The 22,987-nt window shown below is 76.2% G+C and carries 21 protein-coding genes; 13 read left to right on the top strand and 8 right to left on the bottom strand.

Features of this window, described 5'->3' with window-relative positions:
- Positions 1 to 12 precede the first annotated feature (12 nt).
- Both ACWPWW_RS05905 and ACWPWW_RS05900 read left to right on the top strand, forming a co-directional pair.
- Positions 13 to 3,852: a glycosyltransferase family 2 protein gene (locus ACWPWW_RS05905; protein WP_454049407.1), complete on the top strand. Its 3,840-nt coding sequence runs from the start codon at positions 13 to 15 to the stop codon at positions 3,850 to 3,852.
- A 2-nt stretch (positions 3,853 to 3,854) separates the two neighbouring features.
- Positions 3,855 to 5,489 carry a DUF5719 family protein gene (locus ACWPWW_RS05900; protein WP_454049406.1) on the top strand — a complete coding sequence of 545 codons (1,635 nt, stop codon included), beginning with the start codon at positions 3,855 to 3,857 and terminating at the stop codon, positions 5,487 to 5,489.
- A 9-nt stretch (positions 5,490 to 5,498) separates the two neighbouring features.
- Here ACWPWW_RS05900 and ACWPWW_RS05895 read toward each other — a convergent pair whose 3' ends face one another.
- Together ACWPWW_RS05895 and ACWPWW_RS05890 are read right to left on the bottom strand one after the other, a co-directional pair.
- Positions 5,499 to 6,407, bottom strand: a complete 909-nt coding sequence (locus tag ACWPWW_RS05895; RefSeq protein ID WP_454049405.1) for a glycosyltransferase family 2 protein — start codon at positions 6,405 to 6,407, stop codon at positions 5,499 to 5,501.
- 12 nt (positions 6,408 to 6,419) lie between these two features.
- Positions 6,420 to 6,911, bottom strand: coding sequence for a metallopeptidase family protein (locus tag ACWPWW_RS05890; RefSeq protein WP_454049404.1), 492 nt, complete (start codon positions 6,909 to 6,911; stop codon positions 6,420 to 6,422).
- A gap of 73 nt (positions 6,912 to 6,984) precedes the next feature.
- On the opposite strand from ACWPWW_RS05890, the gene ACWPWW_RS05885 reads away from it, so the two are divergent.
- From ACWPWW_RS05885 to ACWPWW_RS05865, 5 genes are all read left to right on the top strand, one after another.
- Entirely contained in the window at positions 6,985 to 7,380 is a 396-nt protein-coding gene (locus ACWPWW_RS05885; protein WP_454049403.1) for a DUF3499 domain-containing protein, read from the top strand.
- Positions 7,381 to 7,385: 5 nt separating this feature from the next.
- Positions 7,386 to 7,676: a hypothetical protein gene (locus tag ACWPWW_RS05880; protein ID WP_454049402.1), complete on the top strand. Its 291-nt coding sequence runs from the start codon at positions 7,386 to 7,388 to the stop codon at positions 7,674 to 7,676.
- 43 nt (positions 7,677 to 7,719) lie between these two features.
- Entirely contained in the window at positions 7,720 to 9,177 is a 1,458-nt protein-coding gene (locus ACWPWW_RS05875; RefSeq protein ID WP_454049401.1) for a phosphomannomutase/phosphoglucomutase, read from the top strand.
- On the top strand, positions 9,174 to 9,377 hold the full coding sequence (locus tag ACWPWW_RS05870) for a Trm112 family protein (protein WP_454049400.1): 204 nt from the start codon (positions 9,174 to 9,176) through the stop codon (positions 9,375 to 9,377). The genes ACWPWW_RS05875 and ACWPWW_RS05870 overlap by 4 nt, the downstream gene beginning before the upstream one ends.
- Positions 9,378 to 9,443: 66 nt before the next feature.
- Positions 9,444 to 10,367, top strand: coding sequence for a cation diffusion facilitator family transporter (locus ACWPWW_RS05865; RefSeq protein WP_454049399.1), 924 nt, complete (start codon positions 9,444 to 9,446; stop codon positions 10,365 to 10,367).
- 148 nt (positions 10,368 to 10,515) lie between these two features.
- Here ACWPWW_RS05865 and ACWPWW_RS05860 read toward each other — a convergent pair whose 3' ends face one another.
- From ACWPWW_RS05860 to ACWPWW_RS05850, 3 genes are all read right to left on the bottom strand, one after another.
- On the bottom strand, positions 10,516 to 11,436 hold the full coding sequence (locus ACWPWW_RS05860; RefSeq protein WP_454049398.1) for a glycine betaine ABC transporter substrate-binding protein: 921 nt from the start codon (positions 11,434 to 11,436) through the stop codon (positions 10,516 to 10,518).
- A 99-nt stretch (positions 11,437 to 11,535) separates the two neighbouring features.
- Entirely contained in the window at positions 11,536 to 12,435 is a 900-nt protein-coding gene (locus ACWPWW_RS05855; RefSeq protein WP_454049397.1) for an ABC transporter permease, read from the bottom strand.
- Positions 12,432 to 13,736, bottom strand: a complete 1,305-nt coding sequence (locus ACWPWW_RS05850) for a quaternary amine ABC transporter ATP-binding protein (protein ID WP_454049396.1) — start codon at positions 13,734 to 13,736, stop codon at positions 12,432 to 12,434. Before ACWPWW_RS05850 ends, ACWPWW_RS05855 begins: the two co-directional genes overlap by 4 nt.
- A gap of 525 nt (positions 13,737 to 14,261) precedes the next feature.
- Between ACWPWW_RS05850 and ACWPWW_RS05845 the strand changes: the two genes are divergently transcribed.
- The 5 genes from ACWPWW_RS05845 to ACWPWW_RS05825 all read left to right on the top strand — a co-directional run bounded on the left by ACWPWW_RS05845 (position 14,262) and on the right by ACWPWW_RS05825 (position 18,551).
- Complete coding sequence (locus ACWPWW_RS05845; RefSeq protein ID WP_454049395.1) at positions 14,262 to 15,659, top strand: sensor histidine kinase; 1,398 nt, start codon at positions 14,262 to 14,264, stop codon at positions 15,657 to 15,659.
- A 37-nt stretch (positions 15,660 to 15,696) separates the two neighbouring features.
- A complete protein-coding gene (locus ACWPWW_RS05840) occupies positions 15,697 to 16,362 on the top strand; it encodes a response regulator transcription factor (RefSeq protein WP_454049394.1) in 666 nt (221 codons plus the stop codon).
- Positions 16,363 to 16,511: 149 nt separating this feature from the next.
- Positions 16,512 to 16,922 carry a hypothetical protein gene (locus tag ACWPWW_RS05835; RefSeq protein ID WP_454049393.1) on the top strand — a complete coding sequence of 137 codons (411 nt, stop codon included), beginning with the start codon at positions 16,512 to 16,514 and terminating at the stop codon, positions 16,920 to 16,922.
- An 8-nt stretch (positions 16,923 to 16,930) separates the two neighbouring features.
- Positions 16,931 to 17,203 (top strand): hypothetical protein, encoded by a 273-nt coding sequence (locus ACWPWW_RS05830; RefSeq protein WP_454049392.1) that lies wholly within the window; start codon positions 16,931 to 16,933, stop codon positions 17,201 to 17,203.
- A gap of 121 nt (positions 17,204 to 17,324) precedes the next feature.
- Positions 17,325 to 18,551: an acyltransferase family protein gene (locus ACWPWW_RS05825; RefSeq protein ID WP_454049391.1), complete on the top strand. Its 1,227-nt coding sequence runs from the start codon at positions 17,325 to 17,327 to the stop codon at positions 18,549 to 18,551.
- Between the two features lie 13 nt (positions 18,552 to 18,564).
- On the opposite strand, the gene ACWPWW_RS05820 is transcribed toward ACWPWW_RS05825, so the two are convergent.
- A complete protein-coding gene (locus ACWPWW_RS05820) occupies positions 18,565 to 19,587 on the bottom strand; it encodes an aldo/keto reductase (RefSeq protein WP_454049390.1) in 1,023 nt (340 codons plus the stop codon).
- Positions 19,584 to 20,567, bottom strand: coding sequence for a TIGR03557 family F420-dependent LLM class oxidoreductase (locus tag ACWPWW_RS05815; protein ID WP_454049389.1), 984 nt, complete (start codon positions 20,565 to 20,567; stop codon positions 19,584 to 19,586). The genes ACWPWW_RS05820 and ACWPWW_RS05815 overlap by 4 nt, the downstream gene beginning before the upstream one ends.
- Before the next feature lie 140 nt (positions 20,568 to 20,707).
- Between ACWPWW_RS05815 and ACWPWW_RS05810 the strand changes: the two genes are divergently transcribed.
- Complete coding sequence (locus ACWPWW_RS05810; RefSeq protein WP_454049388.1) at positions 20,708 to 22,006, top strand: PucR family transcriptional regulator; 1,299 nt, start codon at positions 20,708 to 20,710, stop codon at positions 22,004 to 22,006.
- Between the two features lie 8 nt (positions 22,007 to 22,014).
- Here the strand turns inward: ACWPWW_RS05810 and ACWPWW_RS05805 are convergent, their stop codons facing one another.
- On the bottom strand, positions 22,015 to 22,986 hold the full coding sequence (locus ACWPWW_RS05805) for an LLM class flavin-dependent oxidoreductase (RefSeq protein WP_454049387.1): 972 nt from the start codon (positions 22,984 to 22,986) through the stop codon (positions 22,015 to 22,017).
- Position 22,987: the final 1 nt, after the last annotated feature.

The following is a 22,987-nucleotide window of genomic DNA, read 5'->3' as shown; positions in this document are numbered from 1 at the left end:
GATGTCGTGAGCATGTCCGACACCACGCACTCCGGCGCGCCCGTCACGGGATCCCTGGCGACCCCCGCACCTGTCACGGCGGTGGTCGTGGCCCGCGGCGTCACCCCGTTCCTCCCGACGACGCTCCGCGCGCTCGCCGCGCAGACCCGCACCCCGGCCCGGGTGCTCCTGGTCGACGCCGGCGACCGCCCCGACCCCGGCCTCGCCGCCGTGCTGCGCGACGCGGGCCTGCCTGCCGGGTCGACCACCCTGCTGACGGCGCCGGGTGCGCGGTCGTTCGGCGACGCGGTGCGGACCGCCGTGGCCGCCGTGGCCGCCGGGGCCCTCGCGGACGGCGGCGCGCGGTGGCTGTGGCTGCTGCACGACGACTCCGCGCCCGACCCGACCGCCCTCGCCGAGCTGGTCCGGTCGGTGCAGGCCGCGCCGTCCGTCGCGCTGGCCGGCGTGAAGCAGCGCACCTGGACCGCTCCCGCCCGCCTGCTCGAGGTCGGCGTCCGCACCTCCCGGTCCGGCCGCCGGATGACCGACATGGAGCCCGGCGAGGTCGACCAGGGCCAGCACGACGGCCGGGAGGACGTGCTCGGCGTCGGCCTGGCCGGCGCGCTGGTCCGCCGGGACGTGTGGGACGAGCTGGGCGGCACCGACCCCGCGCTCGGCCCGTTCGGCGACGGACTGGACCTGTCCCGCCGCGCGCGGCTCGCGGGGCACCGCGTCGTCGTGGTCCCCGCGGCCGTCGTCCGGCACGCGCAGGCCGGCTACCACGGGCTGCGCGACCCCGGTACGGACCCCGCCTCGATCGTCGACCTGGACGCCGACGGCGAGCCCGACGGCGCCGACCCGCGCCGCTCGTTCGCCGCGCGCCGCGCCGCGCTGCTGCACCAGCGCCTGGTCGGGGCGCCGCTCCCGCTGCTGCCGCTCGTGGCGCTCATGGCGGTGGCCGCGGGACTGGTCCGGGTGCTGGTCCGGATCGCCGCGAAGGAGCCCGGGCTCGCGACCGCCGAGCTGACGGCCCCGCTGCGGGCGCTCGGCCGGCCCGCGGCGGTCGCCCGGGCCCGCGCCGCGGTCCGGCGGACCAGCACCGTGCCCCGTCGCACCCTCCGGCCGCTGCAGGCCGACTGGCGGACCGTCTGGCAGCAGTGGCGCGACCGTCGCCTGACCCGCGTCGAGGCCCGCCGCGTGGTCCGCGCTCCGTCCGAGCTGGAGCTCCGCGAGCTCGCGGCGCTGGCGCTGCGGCGCCGGGCGGGGCTCGGCGCGCTCGCGGCGGTGCTGGTCCTGGTCACGGGAGCGGCGTTCGGCCCGCTCGTGCTCGGCACGCTCGGCGGCGAGCGCCTGGTCGGCGGAGCGCTCCTGGCCGCCTCGTCGCGGCTGGGCGACGTCTGGGACGCCGCCACCAGCGGCTGGGTGCCCGACGGCCTCGGCGCGTCCGGCCCGGCCGACGCGCTGCTCACCGTGCTGCTGCCCGGGACGACCCTCGCGGGCGGCAGCCTGGCCGTCGCGCTCGCCGTGCTGGTGCTCGGGTCGGTGCTGCTGGCCGGGATCGGCGCCTGGTTCGCCGCCGGCGCGGCCACCCGCTCCGTGGGCGTGCGGCTCTGGGCCGCGGTCGTCTGGGCGGCGCTCCCGAGCCTGCTGCTGGCCGCCGGGCAGGGCCGGGCCGGCGCGGTGCTGGTGCACGTCGCGCTGCCGTGGCTCGTGCTCGCGCTGGCGCGCGCGGTCGGTGCGCAGCAGGTCGACGTGGTGCTGTCGGGCGTCGCGACCGCCGCGCGGACCGCGTCGGGCGACGGGCTCCCGGGGCGCGAGCTGCACGCCGAGGAGTGGCCCGACCCCGAGGCCTGGGCCCGAGCCGGGGAGCAGCCGACGCGGCGTCGCGGGCGGCGCGCGGCGGAACGGGCGCGGACGGCGGAGGACGGGACGGCGGAGGACGGGACGGGCGCGCCGGACGAGGTCGCGCCGGACGTGACGCCCGACGAGGTCGCTCCCGACGACGTGGCGCCCGACGAGGCCGACAGCGCGACGCCGGTCCGCGGCACCCGCGTGGTGCCCGCGGCCGACGCCGCTGCGGCCGCGGCGGTGACGGCCCGCGTGGACGCCGAGCCCGACACCGACCCGGACGCCGAGCCGGACCTCGAGCCGGAGCCCCGGCCGGACGACGACCCCGCGCCCGAGCCCCCGCTCGCCCCGCAGCGCCCCACGGGCTCGGTCGCCGCCGCGGCCGCCGCGTCGCTCGCGTTCGCGGCCGTCGCCGCGGGCGCCCCCGCCCTGCTGCTGCCCGGTGTCCTCGCGCTGCTGGTCGTCGCCGCGTGCGCCCCGGCGGGCCGGCGGCTGCGGGTCGTGCTCGCGGCGGTCCCGGCGCTGGTGCTGCTGGGCCCGACGCTCGCCGAGGCGGTGTCGCGCGGCTCGGCCGGCGTCCGGCTGCTGCTCGCGGACCCGGGTGCGCCCGTCGCGTCCGACCCGGCCTCCCCGGTCGCGGCGCTGCTCGGCCTGCCGGCGGACGGCTCCGCCCTGGTGCCGTCCTGGCTGCCCGGGTGGGTGCCGGACGGCGTCGTCACCTGGTGGCCGGTGGCGACCGGCGGTGCGGTGCTGCTGCTCGCCCTGCTGGCGCTGCTGCGCGGTGCCCCGCAGGCGCGGGCCGTGCGGCTGGGCTGGTTCGTCGCCGCCGTCGGCCTCGCCGTCGCGCTGGTGTCCGGCCGCGTGGGCGTGGGCGCCGACGACGGCGTCGTCGTGGTCGGCTGGGCCGGGTCCGGCGTCTCGCTGGCGATGGCCGGGCTCCTGACCGCCGCGGTCGTCGGCACCCGGGGCGTGCGGGCCTGGCTGGACCGGGCGTCGTTCGGCTGGCGGCAGGTCACGGCGGCGGTGGTCACCGCGGTGGTCGTGCTGCTGCCGGCCGTGACCTGGGTCGGCTGGGCGTGGCAGGCGCGGCAGGGCCCGGCGGCGGACCTCACGACCATGGAGCGCGCCGTCGTGCCCGCGATCGGCCGGCAGACGCAGCAGTCGGCGGACGCCCCGCGGGTGCTCGCGCTGACGCCGTCCGCGGACGCCACGGAGACCGGCTCCGGCGACACGGTCGAGTGGCAGCTGCTCCGCGGCGACGGGCCGCAGGTGCTGGAGCAGGCCGCAGCCGCCCGGGCCGCCGGGCTCACGGGCGACCTGCAGCAGCCGGAGCCGGCCGAGCCGGACGACGCCACCGTCGAGCTCGAGGGCGTCGTCGGCACGCTGGCCGCCGGGTCGAGCGCCGACGTGTCCGCCGACCTGGCCGCGCTGGCCGTCGCCGACGTGCTGGTGCCGCCGCTGCCGGTGGGTGAGCAGGACGACCTGGTGCGCAGCCGCGCCCGGACCGCGCTGGTCGGGCGGCTCGACTCGACCCCGGGCCTGGAGCGGATCAACGAGGGCGACTCGGGCGTCATCTGGCGCGTGCAGCCGTCGGCCGCGGCCGTCGGCGAGGACGCCGAGGCCGCCACGACGCCCGCGGCCGTGACCGCGTGGGCGCGGCTCGTGCCCGACGCGACCAGCGCCCAGGACGCCGAGGGGCTCGCGGCGGACGCCGTCGCGGTGCCCGCGGTCCCGGGCCTCTCGGGGCGGGTGGACACCACCATCGCGGCCGGTGACCCGGCGCGGCTCCTGGTCCTGGCGGAGCGCGCGGACGGCGGCTGGCGCGCCACGCTGGACGGGAAGCCGCTGCGGGCGGTCACCGACGGGTGGCGGCAGACCTTCGAGGTCGGGGCGGAGGGCGGCCGGCTGGTCGTCACGCACACCGCCCCGGACCAGACGACGTGGACGGTCGCGCAGGGCGTCGTGGGGCTGCTGGCCCTGCTGCTCGCGCTGCCGGTCCGGCGCCGCCGGGCAGGGAGACGATGACCGTGGACGAATCGAACCGGCCCGACCGCCCGACGGCAGGCGGCCGCGTCGCCCGCCTGCTGTCGGGCGGCCTCGTCCTGGCCCTCGCGGGCGGCGTGGTGGCCCTCGGCGTGCTCGCCCCCGAGAGCCAGGCGGACCCGCTGCCCGCGGCCACCGTGGACGTCGCGCCCACCGCGACCACGCTCGTGTGCCCGGGTCCGCTGCAGCTGCCCGACGACACGCTGTCCGGCGACTCCGCCTTCGACCGCGTGCCGGTGGCCCCGGCCGAGACCGTGTCGGCGTTCGACACCGTCCTGTCCGGGACCGCCGCGCTCACCGTGCTCGGCGGCGGCCCGACGGCGCTGGACGACGGCACCGGCCTGGTCCGGTCGCCCACCGCCCCGACGATCCTGCGCGCCGACCCGGTCGACGGGGAGCCGGCCCGGGTCGCGGGGGTCACCTCGTCGCTCGTGACCGACGGCGACCTGCGCGGGCTGTCGGCGGCGTCGTGCGCCCGGCCGTCGTCGGACGTGTGGCTGGTCGGCGGCAGCACGGAGCTCGAGAGCACGGCGGACCTCGTCGTCGTCAACCCGGGGGCCACCGCGGCCGACGTCACCGTCGAGGCGTGGGGGCCGACGGGGGAGGTGGACCTGGCGAACGGCGCGAGCTTCCTGGTCGCCCCGGGGGAGCAGCGGGTGCTCGCGCTCCCGGGCGTGGCGGCCGAGCAGCGCCGGCTCGCGGTGCGCGTGTCCGCCGCGGGCGGTCAGGTCTCCGCCTACCTGCAGGACGCGCTGCTGGACGGGTTCACGCCGCGCGGCGCGGACCTGGTGACCGCGGGCGTCGGGCCGGCCACCACGCAGGTGGTCCCGGGCCTGACGGTGACCGCGACGGAGGTCGACGCGCCGGACGCCGGCGCGCTGCGCCTGCTGGCGCCGGGAGAGGACGGGGCCACGGCCTCGGTGCGGCTGCTCGGGCCGGACGGCGACGTCGCCCTGCCCGGCGCGGAGGCCGTCGAGCTGGCTGCCGGCGAGGTGACCGACCTGTCGCTCGGCGGGCTCGCCGCGGGCAGCTACACGGCCGTCGTCGAGTCGAGCGCGCCGGTCGTCGCGGGCGCGATGATCGCCCGCGAGGGCCGGGCGGGGGAGCTGGACGAGGGCCCTCGGCTCGAGCGCGCGTGGGCGTCGTCCGCCGCGACCGGGACCGGGCTCGTCGCGATCCCCACGGGGACGCGCGGCACCCTCACCCTCACCGCGGTCCCGACGGGGGAGGACGCCGCCGAGCCTGCGCCGTCGGCCACGCCGAGCCCCGAGCCGACCCAGGGCCAGGTGCCCGACCCGGAGGCCACCGCGGAGCCGACGGGACCCACGACCACGGTGACGATCCGCGCGTACGGCGCGGCGGGCGTGCTGGACGAGCAGGACGTCGAGGTGCCGGTCGGGTCGACCGTGCCGTTCGACGTGCTGGACGAGCTCGGCCCGGCGGTCGTGGGCGTCGAGGTGGTCGCGGCCGACGACCCCGCGGCGGACGTGGCCTGGGCCCTCGTCGCCACGCTCGGCCGGCCGGACGGCCAGCTGCTGTCGGTCGTCGGGCCGCTCACGGACGCCACCGCGGTGACGCAGGCGCAGGTGCGCGAGGGCACCCGGGTCGGTCTGGACTGAGCGGCGCCCTCAGCGAGCGGCGCGGAGCTCCACGAGCTCCCGGGCCTTGAGCCCGACGGAGACGGCCACCCGCACCGGCCACTGGTACCAGCGGTGGTAGCGGCGGTGCAGGTAGCGCTCGGCGGAGGCGTGGTGCGCGGAGATCATCGCCGCGGGCCGCGCCTTCCAGGACACCCCGCCCACGTGCGTGACCCGGGCCGTCGGCACGTAGAGGTTCGCCCAGCCGGCGCGCGGCAGCCGCTCCCCGAGGTCGACGTCCTCGAAGAACATGAAGTAGTCTTCGTCGAACCCGCCGACGGCCTCGAAGGCCTCCCGGCGCAGCAGCAGGCAGGCGCCCGACAGCCAGCCGGCGACCCGCTCGGTGCCCGCGGTCTCCTGCCGCTGCTGGTAGCGCACGGTCCAGGGGTTGTGCGGCCACACCTTGCCGAGCAGCGCGTGCCCCACGCCCTGCGTGAGCGACGGCAGCTCCCGCGCCGACGGGTACACGGTGCCGTCCTCGTTGAGCAGCGCCGGGCCGAACGCGCCGACGGCGGGGTGCCGCTCGGCCGCGTCGAGCAGCGCGTCGAGCGAGCCGGGCTCCCACACGACGTCGGGGTTCGCCACCACCAGGAACGGCTGGGTCGCCCCCCGGGCGCCGGCGTTGGCGCCGCCGCCGTAGCCCAGGTTCTCGCCCGTGCGGACGACGCGACCGCCCGCCTCGGCGGCGACGCGGTCCGCGACCTCGGGGTCGGTGCCGTTGTCCACCAGCACCAGCTCGACGTCGGCCGTCGTCGCGTCCGCGAGCGACCGGGTGAAGTCCGTCAGCTCGTCGCCGGGGTGGAACACGATGCTCACCACGCGGACCGGGGGGCGGGACGTCGGCGTCGCCCCGGGGTCGTCGGAGGGAGCGCGGCGCGGGTCGGGGCTGGGCGTCGTCATGGCCGGGTCAGGTTATCGCCCGTCGCCGAGCTCCGGGTCCACCTCGTCCGGCGACCGGCCCAGGTGGTGCGCGACCTGCTCGACGACGACCTCGTGCACCAGGTCCGCGAGCTCGTCGGCGTCGCCCGCCCGCGACTCGACCGGCCGGCGGTAGACGACGATCCGCGGCGGCAGGCCCGGCTGCGCGGGGAACGAGCGGCCGAGCGGCACGCCCCCGGACTCCCAGGGCGCGGGGTTCGACGGCGGGACGTCCTCGACCGCGAACTCCACGCCGTCCAGGTACTTGCCCCAGCGGGCCTCCAGCCGCTCGACCGAGTCCAGCACCAGGTCGTCGAACCGCTCGGCCCGGGTGCGGTGCGCGGGGAGCGTCGCCGGCAGCAGCGGACCGCGGATGCCGCGGCCGCGCCGGTCGCGGCGCCGGACCTGCGCGTCCGGGCCGCCGGCCCCGCGGGAACCGGGTGCCCGGTCGCCCGGGAGCGCGGAGACGTACCGTCGGGGAGCCATCCGCGCACTGTAACCGGGTGATGACGCGGGTCGCGCGCGCTCCCCGGCCGCGGACGGCGGTACGGTCTACCCCGTGAGACCCGTCCGCCAGTGCTCCCGCACCGCGTGCGGTCGTCCGGCGGTCGCCACCCTCACGTACGTGTACGCGGACTCGACCGCCGTCCTCGGCCCGCTCGCGACGCTCGCAGAGCCGCACTCCTACGACCTCTGCGCCGAGCACGCCTCGCGCCTGACGGCCCCCCGGGGCTGGGAGGTCGTCCGCCTGACCCCCGAGTTCGTCGAGGCCGGCCCGAGCCACGACGACCTCGTGGCGCTGGCCGACGCGGTCCGCGAGGCGGGCCGCCCCGCGCTGGCCCCCGGACGTCACTCCGCCGCGGTCCCGGACGGCCTGCCGTCCGCGAGCGTCCTCGCCGACTCCGAGACCCGTCGCCGGGGGCACCTGCGGGTGCTGCGCGGCGAGGAGGACTGACCGGCATGGCGACCGCAGGGGGCGGCGCCGGGCGGCGCAAGGGTCGTCGGGGTCAGCCGGAGGCCACGCCGCTGGGCTCGCTCAGCCTCCCCGGCGGCGAGCACGCGCCGGGCACCGACGACTGCGAGTCGTGCGGCTCGACGCGGCTGACCCGCCTGCACCTGGCCCTGGCCGACGGCACGGACGTGACGTTCGTGTCGTGCCACGAGTGCGAGCACCGCGCCTGGTTCCCGCTGGCCGGGGACGGCACGTCGCTGAGCCGCGACGAGGTCGTCCGGCGGTCCACCAAGCCCTGACCGCGCCCGCCCCGGCCACCGCCGATGCGATACCGTGACGGGCGTGCCTGAGACCCCCGCGCTCCCCGACCTGACCGGCCTGATCAAGGCGTACGACGTCCGGGGCACCGTCCCGGACCAGCTGAACGCCGACGTGGCGCGCGCCATCGGCGCGGCGTTCGCCGACGTGGTCGTGCTGCCGGAGGCCCGCGAGGGCGCGACCCCCCGGGTGGTCATCGGCAACGACATGCGCCCCTCCGGCCCCGAGCTGGTCGGCGCGTTCGCCGAGGGCCTGTCCGCGCGCGGCGTCGACGTCATCACGATCGGCCTGTGCTCGACGGACGGCCTGTACTTCGCCTCCGGGAAGCTCGACATCCCGGGTGCCATGTTCACCGCCAGCCACAACCCGGCCGAGTACAACGGCATCAAGCTGTGCCGCGCCGGCGCGCGCCCCGTGGGTCAGGACTCCGGCCTGTCCCGCGTGCGCGACCTCGCGGCCGAGTACCTCCGCGACGGCGTCCCGACCGGCGGCACCGGCACGGTGACGGAGCAGGACCTGCTGGTCGCCTACGCCGAGTTCCTGCGCGGCCTGGTCGACCTGTCGGCGATCCGCCCGCTCAAGGTGGTCGTGGACGCCGGCAACGGCATGGGCGGCTTCACGGCGCCCGCCGTGCTGGGCACCGGTGCCGGCCTGCCGGCGCTGCCCCTCGACGTGGTGCCGCTGTACTTCGAGCTGGACGGCACCTTCCCGAACCACGAGGCCAACCCGCTGGAGCCGGAGAACCTGCGCGACCTGCAGAAGGCCGTCGTGGAGCACGGTGCGGACATCGGCCTGGCGTTCGACGGCGACGCGGACCGCTGCTTCGTCATCGACGAGAACGGCGACCCCGTCAGCCCCTCGGCCATCACCGCCCTGGTCGGCCTGCGGGAGATCGAGCGGGAGAAGGCCGCCGGCCGGACCCCGACGGTCATCCACAACCTGATCACCTCGATGGTCGTGCCCGACCTGGTGACCGCCGCCGGTGCGAAGGCCGTGCGGACCCGCGTGGGCCACTCGTTCATCAAGGCGCAGATGGCGGAGTCCGACGCCGTGTTCGGCGGCGAGCACTCGGCCCACTACTACTTCCGCGACTTCTTCTTCGCGGACACCGGCATGCTCGCCGCGCTGCACGTGCTCGCGGCGCTCGGCGGACAGCCGCACCCGCTGTCGGCGCTCGCCGAGCAGTACCAGCCGTACGTCGCCAGCGGGGAGATCAACTCCCGCGTGACCGACGTCCCCGCGGCCCGTGCCCGCGTGGTCGAGGCCTACGTCGAGCAGCAGGGCGCCGGCCCGGTCGTCGTCGACGAGCTCGACGGCCTCACGGTGTCGCACTGGGACGGCCACCCGCAGTGGTGGTTCAACCTGCGCGCGTCGAACACCGAGCCGCTGCTGCGCCTGAACGTCGAGGCCGCCGACCAGGACATCATGGAGAAGGTCCGCGACGACGTGCTCGCGCTCGTCCGCCAGGAGGGCCAGGCGTGACCGCCGCCGCGGGCACCACCGGGCTCGCGCCCTGGGTCCGTGAGCTGCTGCGCTGCCCGGTGACCGGCGCGACGCTGGTCGACGGCGTCGGCCCGGGCGGGCAGCCCGAGCTCGTCTCGACCGACCCGGGCCGCCCGCTGGCGTACCCGGTGCGCGACGGCATCCCCGTGCTGCTCGCGGACGAGGCCCGCCCGGTCTAGCATCTCCGCTCGGGCCTGCTGGCCCTCGTGCGCACCGGCGCGCGGTGGCACGGCGGAAGGACGGGCATGGCACACGGAGGCGGGAACAAGGCGATCATCGCCGCGCTGTCCGCGAACCTCGGCATCGCGGTGACGAAGTTCGTCGCGTACCTGCTCACGCAGTCGAGCTCGATGCTCGCCGAGTCGGTGCACTCCGTGGCCGACTCCGGCAACCAGGTGCTCCTGCTCCTGGGCGGCAAGCGCGCGCGGCGGGCCGCGGACGAGCAGCACCCCTTCGGGTACGGGCGCGAGCGCTACATGTACGCGTTCATCGTCTCGATCGTCCTGTTCAGCCTCGGTGGCCTGTTCGCGCTGTACGAGGCGTGGCACAAGTTCTCCGACCCGCACCCGATCGAGTCCTGGCAGTGGGTGCCGATCGTGGTGCTGCTGGCGGCGATCGTCATGGAGGGCTTCTCCTTCCGCACCGCCATCCACGAGGCGAACCACGTCCGCGGCACGCAGGGCTGGGTGTCGTACATCCGCACCGCCAAGGCGCCGGAGCTGCCCGTCGTCCTGCTCGAGGACTTCGGTGCGCTCGTCGGCCTGGTGCTGGCGCTGTTCGGCGTCTCGATGACCCTGGTGACCGACGACGGCCGCTGGGACGCGATCGGCTCGGCCGCGATCGGCGTGCTGCTGGTGCTCATCGCCATCGTGCTGGCGATGGAGACCAAGAGCCTGCTGCTGGGCGAGTCCGCCACCCGCAAGGACGTCGACGCGATCCGCGCCGCGCTGGTCGGGGCCGGCGTGCCGTCGGTCATCCACCTGCGCACCCTGCACCTGGGCCCGGAGGAGCTGCTGGTCGCCGCCAAGATCGAGGTCACGGCCACCGCCAGCGCCGCGGACGTCGCCGAGGCGATCGACGCCGCGGAGCAGCGCGTCCGCGCGGCGGTGCCCATCGCGCGGGTGATCTACCTGGAGCCGGACATCCGGCACGAGGTCGCCGCGGGCTGACACCTGCTCGGGTCGCCACAGGGTGGAAGGTTCGGACGGACACGCCGTCGGCGTGTCCGTCCGAACCTTCCACCCGGTGCCGGGCACGACGACGCCCCCGCCACCGGTGAGCCGGTGACGGGGGCGTGCGTGCGGTGCGGCGGCGGCGTCAGACGCCCGCGGCCTCCTTGAGGTCCGTGACGAAGTCCGGGTTCTCCTCGAGCCAGGCCGCGGCGGAGGCGGCCGGGTCGCTGCCGCCGTCCTCGTTGAACATGACGTTCTCGAGCGAGAACAGCTGCTCGTCCGTCAGCGTGAACGCCTCGATCAGCTTGGTCAGCGTCGGGTAGTCCTCGGTGAAGCCGGTGCGGCCGACCGTGTGGATCTCCTCGGCCTCGCCCATCGCGCCCTCGGGGTCCTCCAGGTCGCGGACGGGGTAGGCGTCGTAGGCCCAGTGCGGGCGCCACAGGGTGACGGCGATGTTCTCGCCGGCGTCGGTCGCGCCCTGGAGCTCGGCGAGCATCGCCGGGGTCGAGGAGACCACGAACTCCATGTCGTCCAGCCCGTAGGCGGGGATGGCCTCGTCCTGCGTGATGCGGGTGAGGCCGGCGCCGGACTCGATGCCGACGATGCGGTTGCCGAACGCGTCGGCGTTCGCGGCGAGCTCGTCGAGCGAGGTGATCGGGGCGTCCTCGTTCACGGCGATCGTGAGCTTGGCGTCGTCGTACCAGACGCCGAGCTGCTCCATCTGGTCGCCGTACTCCTCGAGGTAGTCGGCGTGCGTGGTCGGCAGCCACATGTCGAAGTTCACGTCGAAGTCGCCGCCGGTCAGACCGGTGTAGACGACGCCCGCGTCGGCCTCCTGGGACTCGACGGTGTAGCCGTCGGCCTCGAGCATCTCGGAGAACAGGGCGGACACGGCGATGCCCTCGTCCCAGCCGGAGTGCACGCCGATCGAGACGGTGGACAGGTCGCCGTTGTCCAGGCGGTCGCCGCCGTCGGCGGAGTCACCGCCGGACGAGCAGGCCGCGAGGGCGACGGTGAGGCCGAGGGCCGAGGTGGCCAGAGCGGTGCGACGGGTGCGGGAGTGCATCGTGTCCTTCCGGTGGGCGCGCGGCATCGTGCCGGCACCCGGTAGGGGGTCGGTGGGGGTGGGGGCCGGCGGTGCGGCCCGGTTCGACGGGTCCGGCCGTCAGGGCGTGGACGCGGCGGCGACGGCCTTGGCCGTGCGGGACCGGGTGCCGAGCGCGGACGTCACGCGGTCCAGGAACATCGCGAGGATGACCACGGACAGGCCCGCCTCGAACCCGAGGGAGACGTTCACGCGCTGCAGGGCCTGGACGACCGCGCTGCCGAGGCCGGGTGCGCCGGCCATGCCGGAGATGACCACCATCGACAGGGCGAGCATGATCACCTGGTTGACGCCGGCCATGATGGTCGGCATGGCCAGCGGCAGCTGGATCTGGCGCAGGATGCGGCCCTCGGAGGACCCGAAGGCGTGACCGGCCTCGACGACCTCGCGGTCGACCTGGCGCAGGCCGAGCTCGGTGAACCGGACGCCGGGCGCCATCGCGAAGATGATCGTCGCGACGATGCCGGGGACCACGCCGACGCGGAAGATCACGACGGTGGGGATCAGGTACACGAACGCCGGCATCGTCTGCATGAAGTCGAGCACGGGCCGCAGCGCGCGCGACACGCGGTCGTCCCGGGCCGCCCAGATCCCGAGCGGGACGGCGAGCAGCAGCGCGACGGCGCTCGCCAGGATCACCAGGGCGAGGCTGTCCATCGCGTTGCCCCACTGGTCGACGCCCGCGATGATCACGAGCCCGACCAGCGTGCCGACGGCCAGCTTCCAGCCCTTCGCGAACAGCGCGATCAGCGCGAGCGCGACGGCGATGAACCAGAACGGCGGGCCGCTGAGCACGGTGTCGAGGCCGTCGTAGGCGCCCTCGAACACGGACTTGATCGCGGCGAACAGGCCGCGGAACGTCGTCGTGACCCAGTCGACGGCGACGTCCACCCACTCGCCGAGCGGCAGGCGGGGGATCCCCTGGTCGGTGGTCTCCAGGGCGAGGACCGTGGCGGTCACGCGCGCACCTCCGTCGTCTCGGTGGCCGCGGTGGTCGCGGACCCGGTGGTGATCCGGCCGCGGAGCGGCTCGGGGGTGTCCTCCGGCGCCGGCGCGACCTCGGAGATGCCGCGCGGTGGCGTGCTCGTCTCGGGCGGGACCATCGCCTCGAGCAGGATGGCGCGGGGGATCACCCCGACCAGGCGGCCCTTGTCGTCCGTGACCGGCACGGGCAGCGGGGACTCGGCGGCGGGGGCGAACACGTCGGCCAGCGGGGTGTCCACGGACACCGAGGTGAGGCTGGTGTCGATCAGCCCGTCCAGGGTCTCCTTGCCGGCGCGGGTGGCGTCGACGGCGTCGGCGTCCCGGATGATGCCCTTGAGCACGCGGGTGCGGTCGACGACGTAGGCGGCGGCGACCTGGGCGTCGCGCATGGTGCGCAGCGCGAGCCGGGGGCCGCCGGCGGCGAACGCGGTGGCCGCCGGGCGGCGCATCACGGAGGACGCGGTCAGCACGCGGGTGCGGTCGACGTCGGCGATGAACTGCGCGACGTAGTCGTCGGCGGGGTCCGACAGGATCTGCTCGCTGGTGCCCACCTGGACCACCCGGCCGTCGCGCATGACGGCGATGCGGTCGCCCAGGTACATGGCCTCGTTGAGGTCGTGCGTGATGAACACGATCGTCTTGCCGAGGGTCTGCTGGAGCTCGAGCAGCTGGTCCTGCATCTCCCGGCGGATGAGCGGGTCGAGCGCGGAGAACGCCTCGTCCATCAGCAGGATGTCGGTGTCCGCGGCCAGCGCGCGGGCCAGGCCGACGCGCTGGCGCATGCCGCCGGACAGCTCGTGGGGGAGCGAGTCCGCCCACTGCCCGAGGCCGACCATCTCCAGGGCCTCCTGCGCCTTGACGCGGCGCTCGGCCTTGTCGACGCCCTGCAGCGCCAGGGGGTACGCGGCGTTGTCGAGCACCGTGCGGTGCGGCAGCAGCGCGAAGTGCTGGAACACCATCGAGACCTTCTGCTGGCGGATCGTGCGCAGCTGGCTCGCGCTCACGGCGCCGAGGTCGTCGTCGCCGAGCAGCACGCGCCCCGCGGTCGGTCGCCACAGCCCGTTGAGCATGCGGATCAGCGTCGACTTCCCGGAGCCCGACAGGCCCATGACGACGAACGTCTCACCGCTCGCGATCTCGAGGTCGACGTCGATCACCGCGGCCGTGCCCCACGAGCGCACGTCCTCGCGGCTGGCCCCGTCCCGCAGGCGCTTCACCGCTTCGTTCGGCCGCCGGCCGAACACCTTGTACACGCCTTCGACGCGCAGTCCTGTCACTTCTCCACCCTCGTCACGTCATGACGCGCGGCCCCGTCCCCTCGCGAGCGAGGTCGGGTGCGTCCCGGGGGCGGGACGTGCCGGGGGCGGCGCATCGAGGTCGGCGCGCCCGCGCGGCCCACCCGGAGGGGGCCAGCTGCGCGGCGGCGGACGCACCACGGCCCCGCTCCGGCAGCCCCGGTGGGGGCGCCGCGAGGGCCAGGACACGGGCGTCACACGCCGACCGTTCGTCGATCTGGTCGTGCTCTACCGTGCCCCATGCAGCGATCGGATGCGAGGCCGGGTCGTGTGTTTTCGGTGGAACATGGGACGATCCCGTCGCCGAGATGCCGTCCTGACCTGCGGCTTTACCATTTCTTGGATCGTTATCGCTTTGTGACCTCACGGTCGGGATCCCCGTCGCGCGAGCGGGGGACAGCCCCCGTCCGGACCGACGGGCGCACCGGGTGCCGCGGGGGTGCCCGGGCACGGGACGATGGTGCTGCCCGCCCGACCGCGGGCGCCCCGCCGTCCGAGGAGCACGTGATGTCCGCCACCCACCCGACCGCTGCCGTGCACGCGGTCCCCGCCGCCCCGGGCGGTGCCGGTCCCGTGCACGCCACGGTCGACCTGCCGCACGGTGCCGTCTGGGCGCCCGGTGTCATGGCCCGCACCTGGCGCGAGTACTGCTACCTGCTCTTCGCGCTGCTCGTGGCGCCGTTCGCGTTCGCGTACGCCGTGGTGGCCGTCGTCCTGCCGCCGTCGATCGCGGTGACCGTGGTCGGGCTGTTCGTGGCGGGCTGGGTGATCGTCGGCGGACGCATCTGGGGCGGCCTGTACCGGCTGATGGCGCGGGGCATGCTCGGCACCGCGATCACCGCCCCGCTGCCCCGGCGCCGCACCCGCGGGTTCTGGCGCCGGATGGGTGCCCTCCTCGGCGACGCGGCCGGCTGGCGCGGGATCGCGTTCGGCGCGCTGTCGCTGCCGCTGGCCATCGCGTCGTCCGTGACCACGACGGCGTTCCTGGCGGTGGCGCTCGGCGGGGTCACCCACTGGTACTGGTACCGGTTCCTCCCGGAGCAGGAGGCGTCCGACGGCACGATGCACCGCGGCGCGTCGTTCGGCACCGACTACTTCATCGACACCCCGGCACGGCAGTGGATCCTCATCGGCGTCGGGCTGGTGGCGTTCCTGATCTGGCACCGGCTCGTCCTCGGGTTCGGGCACCTGTACCGCATGCTCAGCACCAGCCTGCTCGGACCGACGGCCGCCAGCCTGCGGGTCGCGCACCTCGAGCAGAGCCGCGGCGCCGTGGTCGTCGACGCCGCCGCGCGCCTGCGGCAGATCGAGCGCGACCTGCACGACGGCACCCAGGCCCGGCTCGTCGCCGTCGCCATGCAGGTCGGCGACGCCCGGGACCGGCTCGCGCAGGAGGCCAGCGTCGACCCCGCGCACGCCGACACGGTCGCGCTGCTGGACGACGCGCACGCCGGGCTGAAGGACACGCTCACCGAGCTGCGCGAGATCGCTCGCGGCATCCACCCGCCCGCCCTCGACGGCGGCCTCGCGGTCGCGCTCGAGACGCTCGGTGCCCGGTGCCCCGTCCCGGTGACCGTCGACGTCGACCTGCCCGGCCGGCAGGCGCCCGAGGTCGAGACCATCGCGTACTTCGCCGTCGCCGAGCTGCTCGCCAACGTGGTGCGGCACTCCGGCGCCAGCGGCGCGTACGTCCGGGCGGAGGTGCTCGACGGCGCCCTGTGGGTCCGCGTCCGTGACGACGGCCACGGCGGCGCGCGTCCCGGCCTGCCCGGCGCGTCCGGCGGCACCGGCCTGTCCGGCCTCGCCGACCGGGTGGCGGGCGTGGACGGGTCGATCGACGTGGACAGCCCGGTCGGAGGCCCTACGGTGGTCACCGTGCACCTCCCGCTGAGCGCCGCCCGGTGAGCGCGTCGTCCCTGCTCCGACCCACCGGGGGTGCCGCGTGCGGATCGTGATCGCCGAGGACTCCGTCATCCTCCGCGACGGGCTCGTGGCCCTGCTGTCCCGCCGCGGCCACGAGGTCGTCGCGGCCGTCGGCGACGGCGACGCGCTGGTGTCCGCGGTCGACGCGCTCGCGGCCGGCGACGGGCTCCCCGACATCGCCGTCGTCGACGTGCGGATGCCGCCCGGGTTCACCGACGAGGGCCTGCGCGCCGCCCTGACGCTGCGGTCCGAGCACCCGTCGCTCGGCGTCCTGCTGTTCTCGCAGTACGTCGAGACCCGGTACGCCGCGCAGCTGTTCGGCGGCGACGCGCGCGGTGTCGGCTACCTGCTCAAGGACCGCGTGGCCGACGTGTCGGACTTCCTCGACGCGCTCGAGCGGATCGCCGCCGGCCGTACCGTCCTCGACCCCGAGGTGGTGTCCCAGCTCATGGGCGCCGCCCGCGTCGAGCCCGGCGTGTCCCGGCTGACGCCGCGCGAGTCCGAGGTGCTCGGGCTGATGGCGCAGGGCCGCTCCAACGGCGCGATCGCCGAGAGCCTCTTCCTGTCCTACGGCGCGGTGGAGAAGCACGTCACGTCGATCTTCGGCAAGCTCGAGCTCGCCCCCGACGCCGGCGACCACCGCCGCGTCCTCGCGGTCCTCCGCTACCTCCACCTCGACGACTGAGGCCCCGGGGCCGGGCCCCGGCCGCGAGGTCGTCACACGTGCACGAGGTCGTCACTCCTGCGGGACGACCTCGTGCCCGAATGACGACCTCGGGCGCGCGCCGGCGGCTACGGTCGTGGAGACGTCCGACGCCGGGAGGATCCACCGCCATGCCGAAGCTCACCGCACCACAGCTGCTCTGGACCGGGGTCGGGCTGATCCTCCTCGGGATGCTGGGGGCCTTCGTCACCCAGAGCGTCCTCATCCGGGTGTTCTACGCGGCGCCCTGGCTCTACGGCGTCTCCGGGACCCTCGGCTCCGTGCTGACGGTCGTCGGGGCGACGATGGTCGGCGGGGCCTTCGTGGTCGGCGCGCTGCAGCGCGGGCCCGCGGCCCCGAGGCCAGGCACGACGTACGCGCCCGCCTCGCCGTACGGCGGCGCCCCGTACGCCCCGGCGCCGGGGTACGCCCCCGCGCCGCCCGCCCCGCCCGCCGCGCCGCCCGCCCCGCGCGCCGCGCCGCCCGCCCCGCCCGCCCCGCCCGCGGCGCAGGCGGGTCCGCCCGCCGCGGGGGAGCGGTAGGCGCCGCGGTGCCCCGGCTCACCGCGCGGCAGATGTTCTGGACCGGCCTCGTGCTGGTCCTGGTGGGGTTCGCCTCCTCCCTGTACGCGAGGTCGCTGTACGACGCCGTCCTGTGGGCGGCTCCGGAGGTGTTCGCGGTGCTCGCCCACGGCACCTCGGCGCTGATCGCGGTCGGGGCAGCGTTGCTCGCGGGCGGGCTGCTCGTCGTGGTCCTCCAGCGCGGGCGCACGACGCCGCCGGCGGGCACGACGGGGGAGAACCCCCGTCCGTCGTCGGGATGACCGCCGAGCAGGTCGGGGGCTGAGCCCGTTCTGACCAGCGGCGACGCTCGACAGGCTGGTGCTGTGCCCGATCGCCGGGCGCCCGCGCGGACCCCCGTGCGGTCCCCCCGGGAGCGCCGCCATGTCGACCGTCCTGCCCGTCCCCACCCGCCGGCTCGCGGCCGAGACCAACACGCTGCCTGCCCGAGCTCCCGCGGCAGGCCCAGGACGACGCGCGCGCCGCGACCCGTTCGTCGACGGCGTCCGCGCTCTCGGCACGGTCCTGGTCGTGGCGCTGCACTGGCTGATGGTCGAGGCCACGTGGGACGGCCGGGAGCTCGTCGTCGGCAACGCGCTGTCGCACGGCGGGGCGTGGCTGCTCACCTGGCTGCAGCCGCTGCCGCTGCTGTTCTTCGCCGCGGGCGCCGCGGCCCGCTACGACCTGGTCCGGCACCCGGACGACCCCGGGTGGCGGTTCGCCGGGGTCCGGCTGCTGCGGATGGCCCGCCCGGTCGCGGTCTTCGCCGGCGTGTGGGCGGCGCTGGTCGTGGCGCTGCCGGCGGTCGGGGTGCCGGAGGCGGCCGTCGACCGGGTGGCCCGCATCGCGCCGCAGCCGCTGTGGTTCCTCGGCGTGCAGCTCGGCCTGCTCGCGCTCACCCCGCTGCTGCTGCGGACGCTGCGCCCGTGGGGTCCGGCGCGGGTGCTGCTCGTCGCGGCCGCGCTGCCCCTGGTCGTGGACCTGCTGCGGTTCTCCGAGGAGGTGGCGCTGCCCGGGGCGCCGAACATCCTGCTGGTGTGGGCGGTGCCCTACCTGGGTGGCCTGGTGTACGCGGAGCGGCGGGTCCGGCCGCGGCGCGCCGACGAGGTGCCCGAGCGCCGGGTGCTCGCGCTGCTCACCGTCCTGGGCCTCGGCGCCACCGTGCTTCTGTTGGCGACCGGGCCGTACCCGGTGGCGCTGATCGGCATGCCGGGCGACGCGATGTCCAACCTCGCGCCGCCGACCGCGCCCGTCGTCGGGTTCGCCGTGGCGCAGGTCGCCGGGGTGCTGCTGGTCCGGGACGCGCTGGCGGCGTGGGCGGGGCGCTCGCGGGTCGTCGCCTGGGTCGGCGCCCGGTCGATGGGGCTGTACCTGTGGCACCTGACGGCGATGTTCGCCGTGGCGGGCGTGGTGCTGCTGGGCGTGGGAGAGGTGCTGCCGGAGCCGTGGACGTGGGACTGGTGGACGTCACGTGCGGCGTACCTCGGGGCGGCGGGGGTGGTGCTGGCCGGGGTCGTCGCCGCGGCCGCGCGGGTGGAGCGGGCGCTGCCCTCCCGGCTCCGGGTCCCGGTCGGCGCGCGCGCGGAGCTCGCCGTGCCGCGGTCCCGCTAGCCCGGACGGCGCCTCAGACCCGCGCACCTCGGGCCGAGTGCCGCCCGCCGACCACCGCCGCCGGGTCGACGGCCCGGGCCAGCGCGTCGAGGTCGGCGGTCCCGAGCGCGACCGCCCCGGCCCCGGCGTTCTCCCGCAGCCTCTCGCGCCGTCGCGTCCCCGGGATCGGCACCACGTCGTCCCCCTGCGCCAGCACCCACGCCAGCGCGAGCTGTGCCGGTGTGCACCCGCGCTCCGCGGCCAGCGTCGCGACGGCGTCCGCCAGGCGCAGGTTGGCCGGCAGCGCGTCGGCCCCGAACCGCGGGATGCTCCGCCGGAAGTCGCCGTCGGCCAGCGCGGACGCGTCCCGGACGGTGCCCGTCAGCAGCCCGCGCCCGAGCGGCGCGTACGCCACCAGCGCGATCCCGAGGTCGCGCAGGGTCGGCAGCACGGTGTCCTCGACGTCGCGCGCGACCAGCGAGTACTCGGTCTGCACGGCCGCCAGCGGGTGCACGGCGTGCGCGCGGCGCACCACGTCGGCGGGGGCCTCGCACAGCCCGATCGACCGGACCTTGCCCTCGGCGACGAGCGAGGCCAACGCGCCGACCGACTCCTCGACGGGTACCCGCGGGTCGAGCCGGTGCAGGGAGTAGACGTCGATCGCGTCGACCCCGAGCCGCCGCAGCGACGCCTCGCAGGCCGCGCGCAGGTGGGCCGGCGACCCGTCGAGCCGCATCCGGCCCTCGGCGTCCCGGACGATCCCGCCCTTGGTCGCGACCACGGCCGAGCGGCGCAGCGCGGCGGGCGCCGACGCGAGCGCCCGACCCAGCAGCTCCTCGTTGAGCCGGGGACCGTAGTCGTCGGAGGTGTCGAGCAGCGTGACGCCGAGGTCGAGCGCCTCGTGCAGGGTGGCGACGGCCTCGCGCTCGTCGGCGCTCCCGGCGGTCGTGTCGACCGGCGCGTACAGCCCGGACATCGAGGCGCAGCCCAGGCCCGTCCGTCCGACGAGCGGCCCGCCGCGGCCCAGCCGGACGGCTGTCGCCACCCTGGCGGTCACCGGGTCAGCGCCGGCAGGACGTCGCGGCCGAACACGTCGATCCACTCCCGCTGGTTCCGGCCGACGTTGTGCAGGTACACGTGCGTGAACCCGGCGTCGATGAACCGCTGGATCTCGGCGCGGTGGGCGTCCGGGTCCTCGGAGATCAGCATCCGGCCCTCGAAGTCCTCGGGCCGGACCAGGCGGGCCATCTGCTCGAAGTCGTAGGGGGAGCGGATGTCGCCCTTGGGGAACTTCATGCCGCCGTTGGGCCACTCGGTCATCGCGTTCGCGACGGCTTCTTCCCGGGTCGGCGCCCAGGACAGGTGCAGCTGCAGGATCTTCGGCATGGCATCGGGGTCCTTGCCGGCCTCCCGGGCGCCCGCCGCGAACGTGTCGAGGATGCCACCGACCTTCTCCAGGGTGGCACCGGGCGTGATGATGCCGTCGACCTCGCGGCCGGTGCGCCGGGCGGTGACCGGCCCGGCGGTGGCGATGTAGATGGGCGGGGCGTCGTCGAGGGTCCACAGCCTGGTCTTCTCCAGGGTGAAGAACTCGCCGCGGTGCTTCACCTCCTTGCCGGTGAACAGCTTCTTGATGATGTCGACGGCCTCCCACATCCGGCGCAGGCGCTCGGGCGCCTCGGGCCAGTAGCCGCCGACGACGTGCTCGTTCAGGGCCTCGCCGGAGCCGAGGCCGAGCCAGTGCCGTCCGGGGTACATCGCGGCGAGGGTGGCGGACGCCTGGGCGACCATCGCGGGGTGCATCTTGAACGACGGGCACGTGACGCCCGGCCCGAGGTCCGACGTGGTGGCGGCGCCCACCGCGGTCAGCAGGTTCCACACGAACGGGGCGTGGCCCTGGGCGGGCACCCACGGCTGGAAGTGGTCGGCGGCCATGGTGCCGCGGAAGCCGGCGACCTCGGCCGTGCGGCACAGGTCGACGAGCTCGGTGGGGTGGAACTGCTCGCTCATGGCAGCGAACCCGATCTGGGCGGTCATGCGGTCCTCCGGAGGGTCGGACGTACGGGGAAGCGGGCACCCGGCCAGGAAACGGGCCGGACATCTGGAGCGGGGACGATGACGCCCGGGCGGGCGTCGTACGGACGCCCGGCGCGCGGGGCGGACCGGCGGGAGGCGTGATGGCGAGGATCCCGGACGAGGTGCAGCGGGTGGCCCGGTCGATGGTCGCCGACTTCGAGGAGATCATCGGGGAGATCACCGAGCGGGTGTGGCGCAGCGTCCCCGCGTACCCGCAGGTGGTCGTGGACCGCGGGGACCTGTCGGGGCAGGTGCGGGACTCGATCCTCAACGTGCTGGTCTGCCTGATGGAGGAGCGGCCGCCGTCGCAGGCGGAGCTCGCGGTGGCCGCCACGAACGGCGAGCGCCGGGCCCTGCAGGGCGTGGCGCAGGCGGCGATCATCCAGTCGTACCGGAACGCCGAGCGCAGCCTGGTGGACACGTTCCAGGCGCGGTGCGGGCGGATGCAGGTGCCCGTGGCGGCCCTGCGCGCCGGGCAGCAGCAGATCGTCGCGATCCTGGACCAGCTCGAGGGCGCGATGCTCCGCACGTACGCGCAGATGCAGCAGCGCATCGCGACGCGCACCGTGCTGACCGAGCCGGACCTGATGAACCGCCTGGTCACGGGGGAGCCGATCGACCCGGCGGACCTGGCCCGGCTGGTGCGGACGCTGGGGCTGGGCGTCGACGACGACACCCGGGTGGTCGGCGTGGCGCTCGGCCTGGCGGCGGCCGAGCACGACGACGACGGCGTGGACCCCGAGCAGGTGGCGGAGGTGCGGCACCACGCGGTCGCGCACCTGCATGCGGTCACCGGCCGCGCCCCGATGTCCGGCGTCGTGCGCCGGGACGGCGAGGCGCCGGTGGTGGTGCTCGCTGTGCCGTGGGACGGGCCGGTCGCCGACCTCGCCGCGCGGCTCGCGACGGGGCTGGACGGTCGCCGGATCGCCGTCGCGGCGCTCGGCGCGGTGGGTGAGCCCCGGCGCGGGCTGGCGAAGGTCGGCGGCTCCTGCCGGCAGGCCATCGGCGCGCTGCAGGTCGGGCGGCACCGCGGTGCCGTCCGCGAGGTGCTGCTGTTCGCCGACGTGCTGCTGGAGGTGCTGGCCATGCGGGACCCCCGCATGGTGGTGAACCTGCAGGACCGGTACCTGCGGCCGCTCGCCGGGCACGAGCACCTGGTCGACACGCTGCGCTGCCACCTGGCGACCGACCTGTCGGTGCCGGAGACCGCGCGGCGGCTCGTGGTGCACCCGAACACCGTGTCGTACCGGCTGCGGCGCATCGCCGAGCTGAGCGGCCTCGACCTGCACCGGGTCCAGGACGTCGCCCGGGCGGTGCTCGCGGTGGAGGGGCTGGCGCTGGGGATCAGCGCGCAGTCGCACGGCAGCGCGGCCCTGGACCCGGAGCCGGCCCGCGCCTGAGCGCCTGCTCACCCGAGCAGGCCGGCGCGGCGGGCGCACGCGGCGGCCCGGTCCAGCGCCTCCGCGGCCGGCGACACGCCGTCGTCCATGACCACGAGCGTGTCCAGCCCGGCGTCCGCGAAGGCGCCCATCCCGGCGGCGACGTCGTCGGGGGTGCCGGCGAGCGTGAACGTGCGCAGCAGGTCGTCGTCGACGAGGTCCGCCCCGTCCGCGCCTGCGAGCATCCGCTCCCGCAGCGCGGTCGCCCGCTCGGCGGGCAGCCCCGGGACGGACGTGATCGGCGAGGCACCGTGCATGCCGAGGAACCGCGCGGTCCGGGACCGCACCCGGTCCCGGGCGAGCGCGCCGTCCTCGTCGCAGGAGAACGCCGCGTAGCCGGTCAGCCGGAGTCCGGGGCGGGGGTGCTGCGCCCGGATCCACCGCACGTAGGCCGGCGTGGACAGCACGGAGAGCATCAGCCCGTCGGCGGCCTCGGCCCCGGCGGCCAGCGCCCGCTCGCCCTTGACGCCCCAGTACACGGGGACGTCCCGGCGCGCCGGCGTGAACGACAGGGCGGCGTCCAGGTCGTGGCCGTTGACGTCGCCGCGGACCACCTTCCCGGCGAGGAGCTCGCGCAGGGCCCGCGAGTAAGTCGCGAGCGTGGAGATCGGCTTGGCGAACGGGATGCCGAGCCGGCCCTCCATCCAGCCCTGGTTGCTCGCGCCGATGCCGACGACCAGCCGGCCGCCCGACACCTCGTCGAGCGCGGCGCACTCCATCGCGGTGAGCGCGACGTGCCGGGTCCAGGGGTTGATCACGCCCAGCCCGATGCCGACGCGGCTGGTGCTCGCGGCGACCGCCCCGGCGACGGCGAACGCGCCGCGCTCCAGGTAGTCCTCGCTCAGCCAGACCTCCGCGAACCCGAGCTCCTCGGCCTGCCGGGCCAGCGCCACGGCGGTGGCGGCGTCCCGGCGCCCGGCTGGGGCGTACGCGACCCGCACG

It is taken from the genome of Cellulomonas sp. Marseille-Q8402, from assembly GCF_965119525.1.
This window is presented reverse-complemented; position numbering and strand designations above follow the sequence as displayed.

Coding starts and splice junctions, on each gene's coding strand:
- ACWPWW_RS05905 (WP_454049407.1), top strand. CDS start 13: ATGTCCGACACCACGCACTCCGGCGCGCCCGTCACGGGATCCCTGGCG.
- ACWPWW_RS05895 (WP_454049405.1), bottom strand. CDS start 6,407: ATGACGACGCCCAGCCCCGACCCGCGCCGCGCTCCCTCCGACGACCCC.
- ACWPWW_RS05890 (WP_454049404.1), bottom strand. CDS start 6,911: ATGGCTCCCCGACGGTACGTCTCCGCGCTCCCGGGCGACCGGGCACCC.
- ACWPWW_RS05880 (WP_454049402.1), top strand. CDS start 7,386: ATGGCGACCGCAGGGGGCGGCGCCGGGCGGCGCAAGGGTCGTCGGGGT.
- ACWPWW_RS05865 (WP_454049399.1), top strand. CDS start 9,444: ATGGCACACGGAGGCGGGAACAAGGCGATCATCGCCGCGCTGTCCGCG.
- ACWPWW_RS05860 (WP_454049398.1), bottom strand. CDS start 11,436: ATGCACTCCCGCACCCGTCGCACCGCTCTGGCCACCTCGGCCCTCGGC.
- ACWPWW_RS05845 (WP_454049395.1), top strand. CDS start 14,262: ATGTCCGCCACCCACCCGACCGCTGCCGTGCACGCGGTCCCCGCCGCC.
- ACWPWW_RS05835 (WP_454049393.1), top strand. CDS start 16,512: ATGCCGAAGCTCACCGCACCACAGCTGCTCTGGACCGGGGTCGGGCTG.
- ACWPWW_RS05825 (WP_454049391.1), top strand. CDS start 17,325: ATGTCGACCGTCCTGCCCGTCCCCACCCGCCGGCTCGCGGCCGAGACC.
- ACWPWW_RS05815 (WP_454049389.1), bottom strand. CDS start 20,567: ATGACCGCCCAGATCGGGTTCGCTGCCATGAGCGAGCAGTTCCACCCC.
- ACWPWW_RS05810 (WP_454049388.1), top strand. CDS start 20,708: ATGGCGAGGATCCCGGACGAGGTGCAGCGGGTGGCCCGGTCGATGGTC.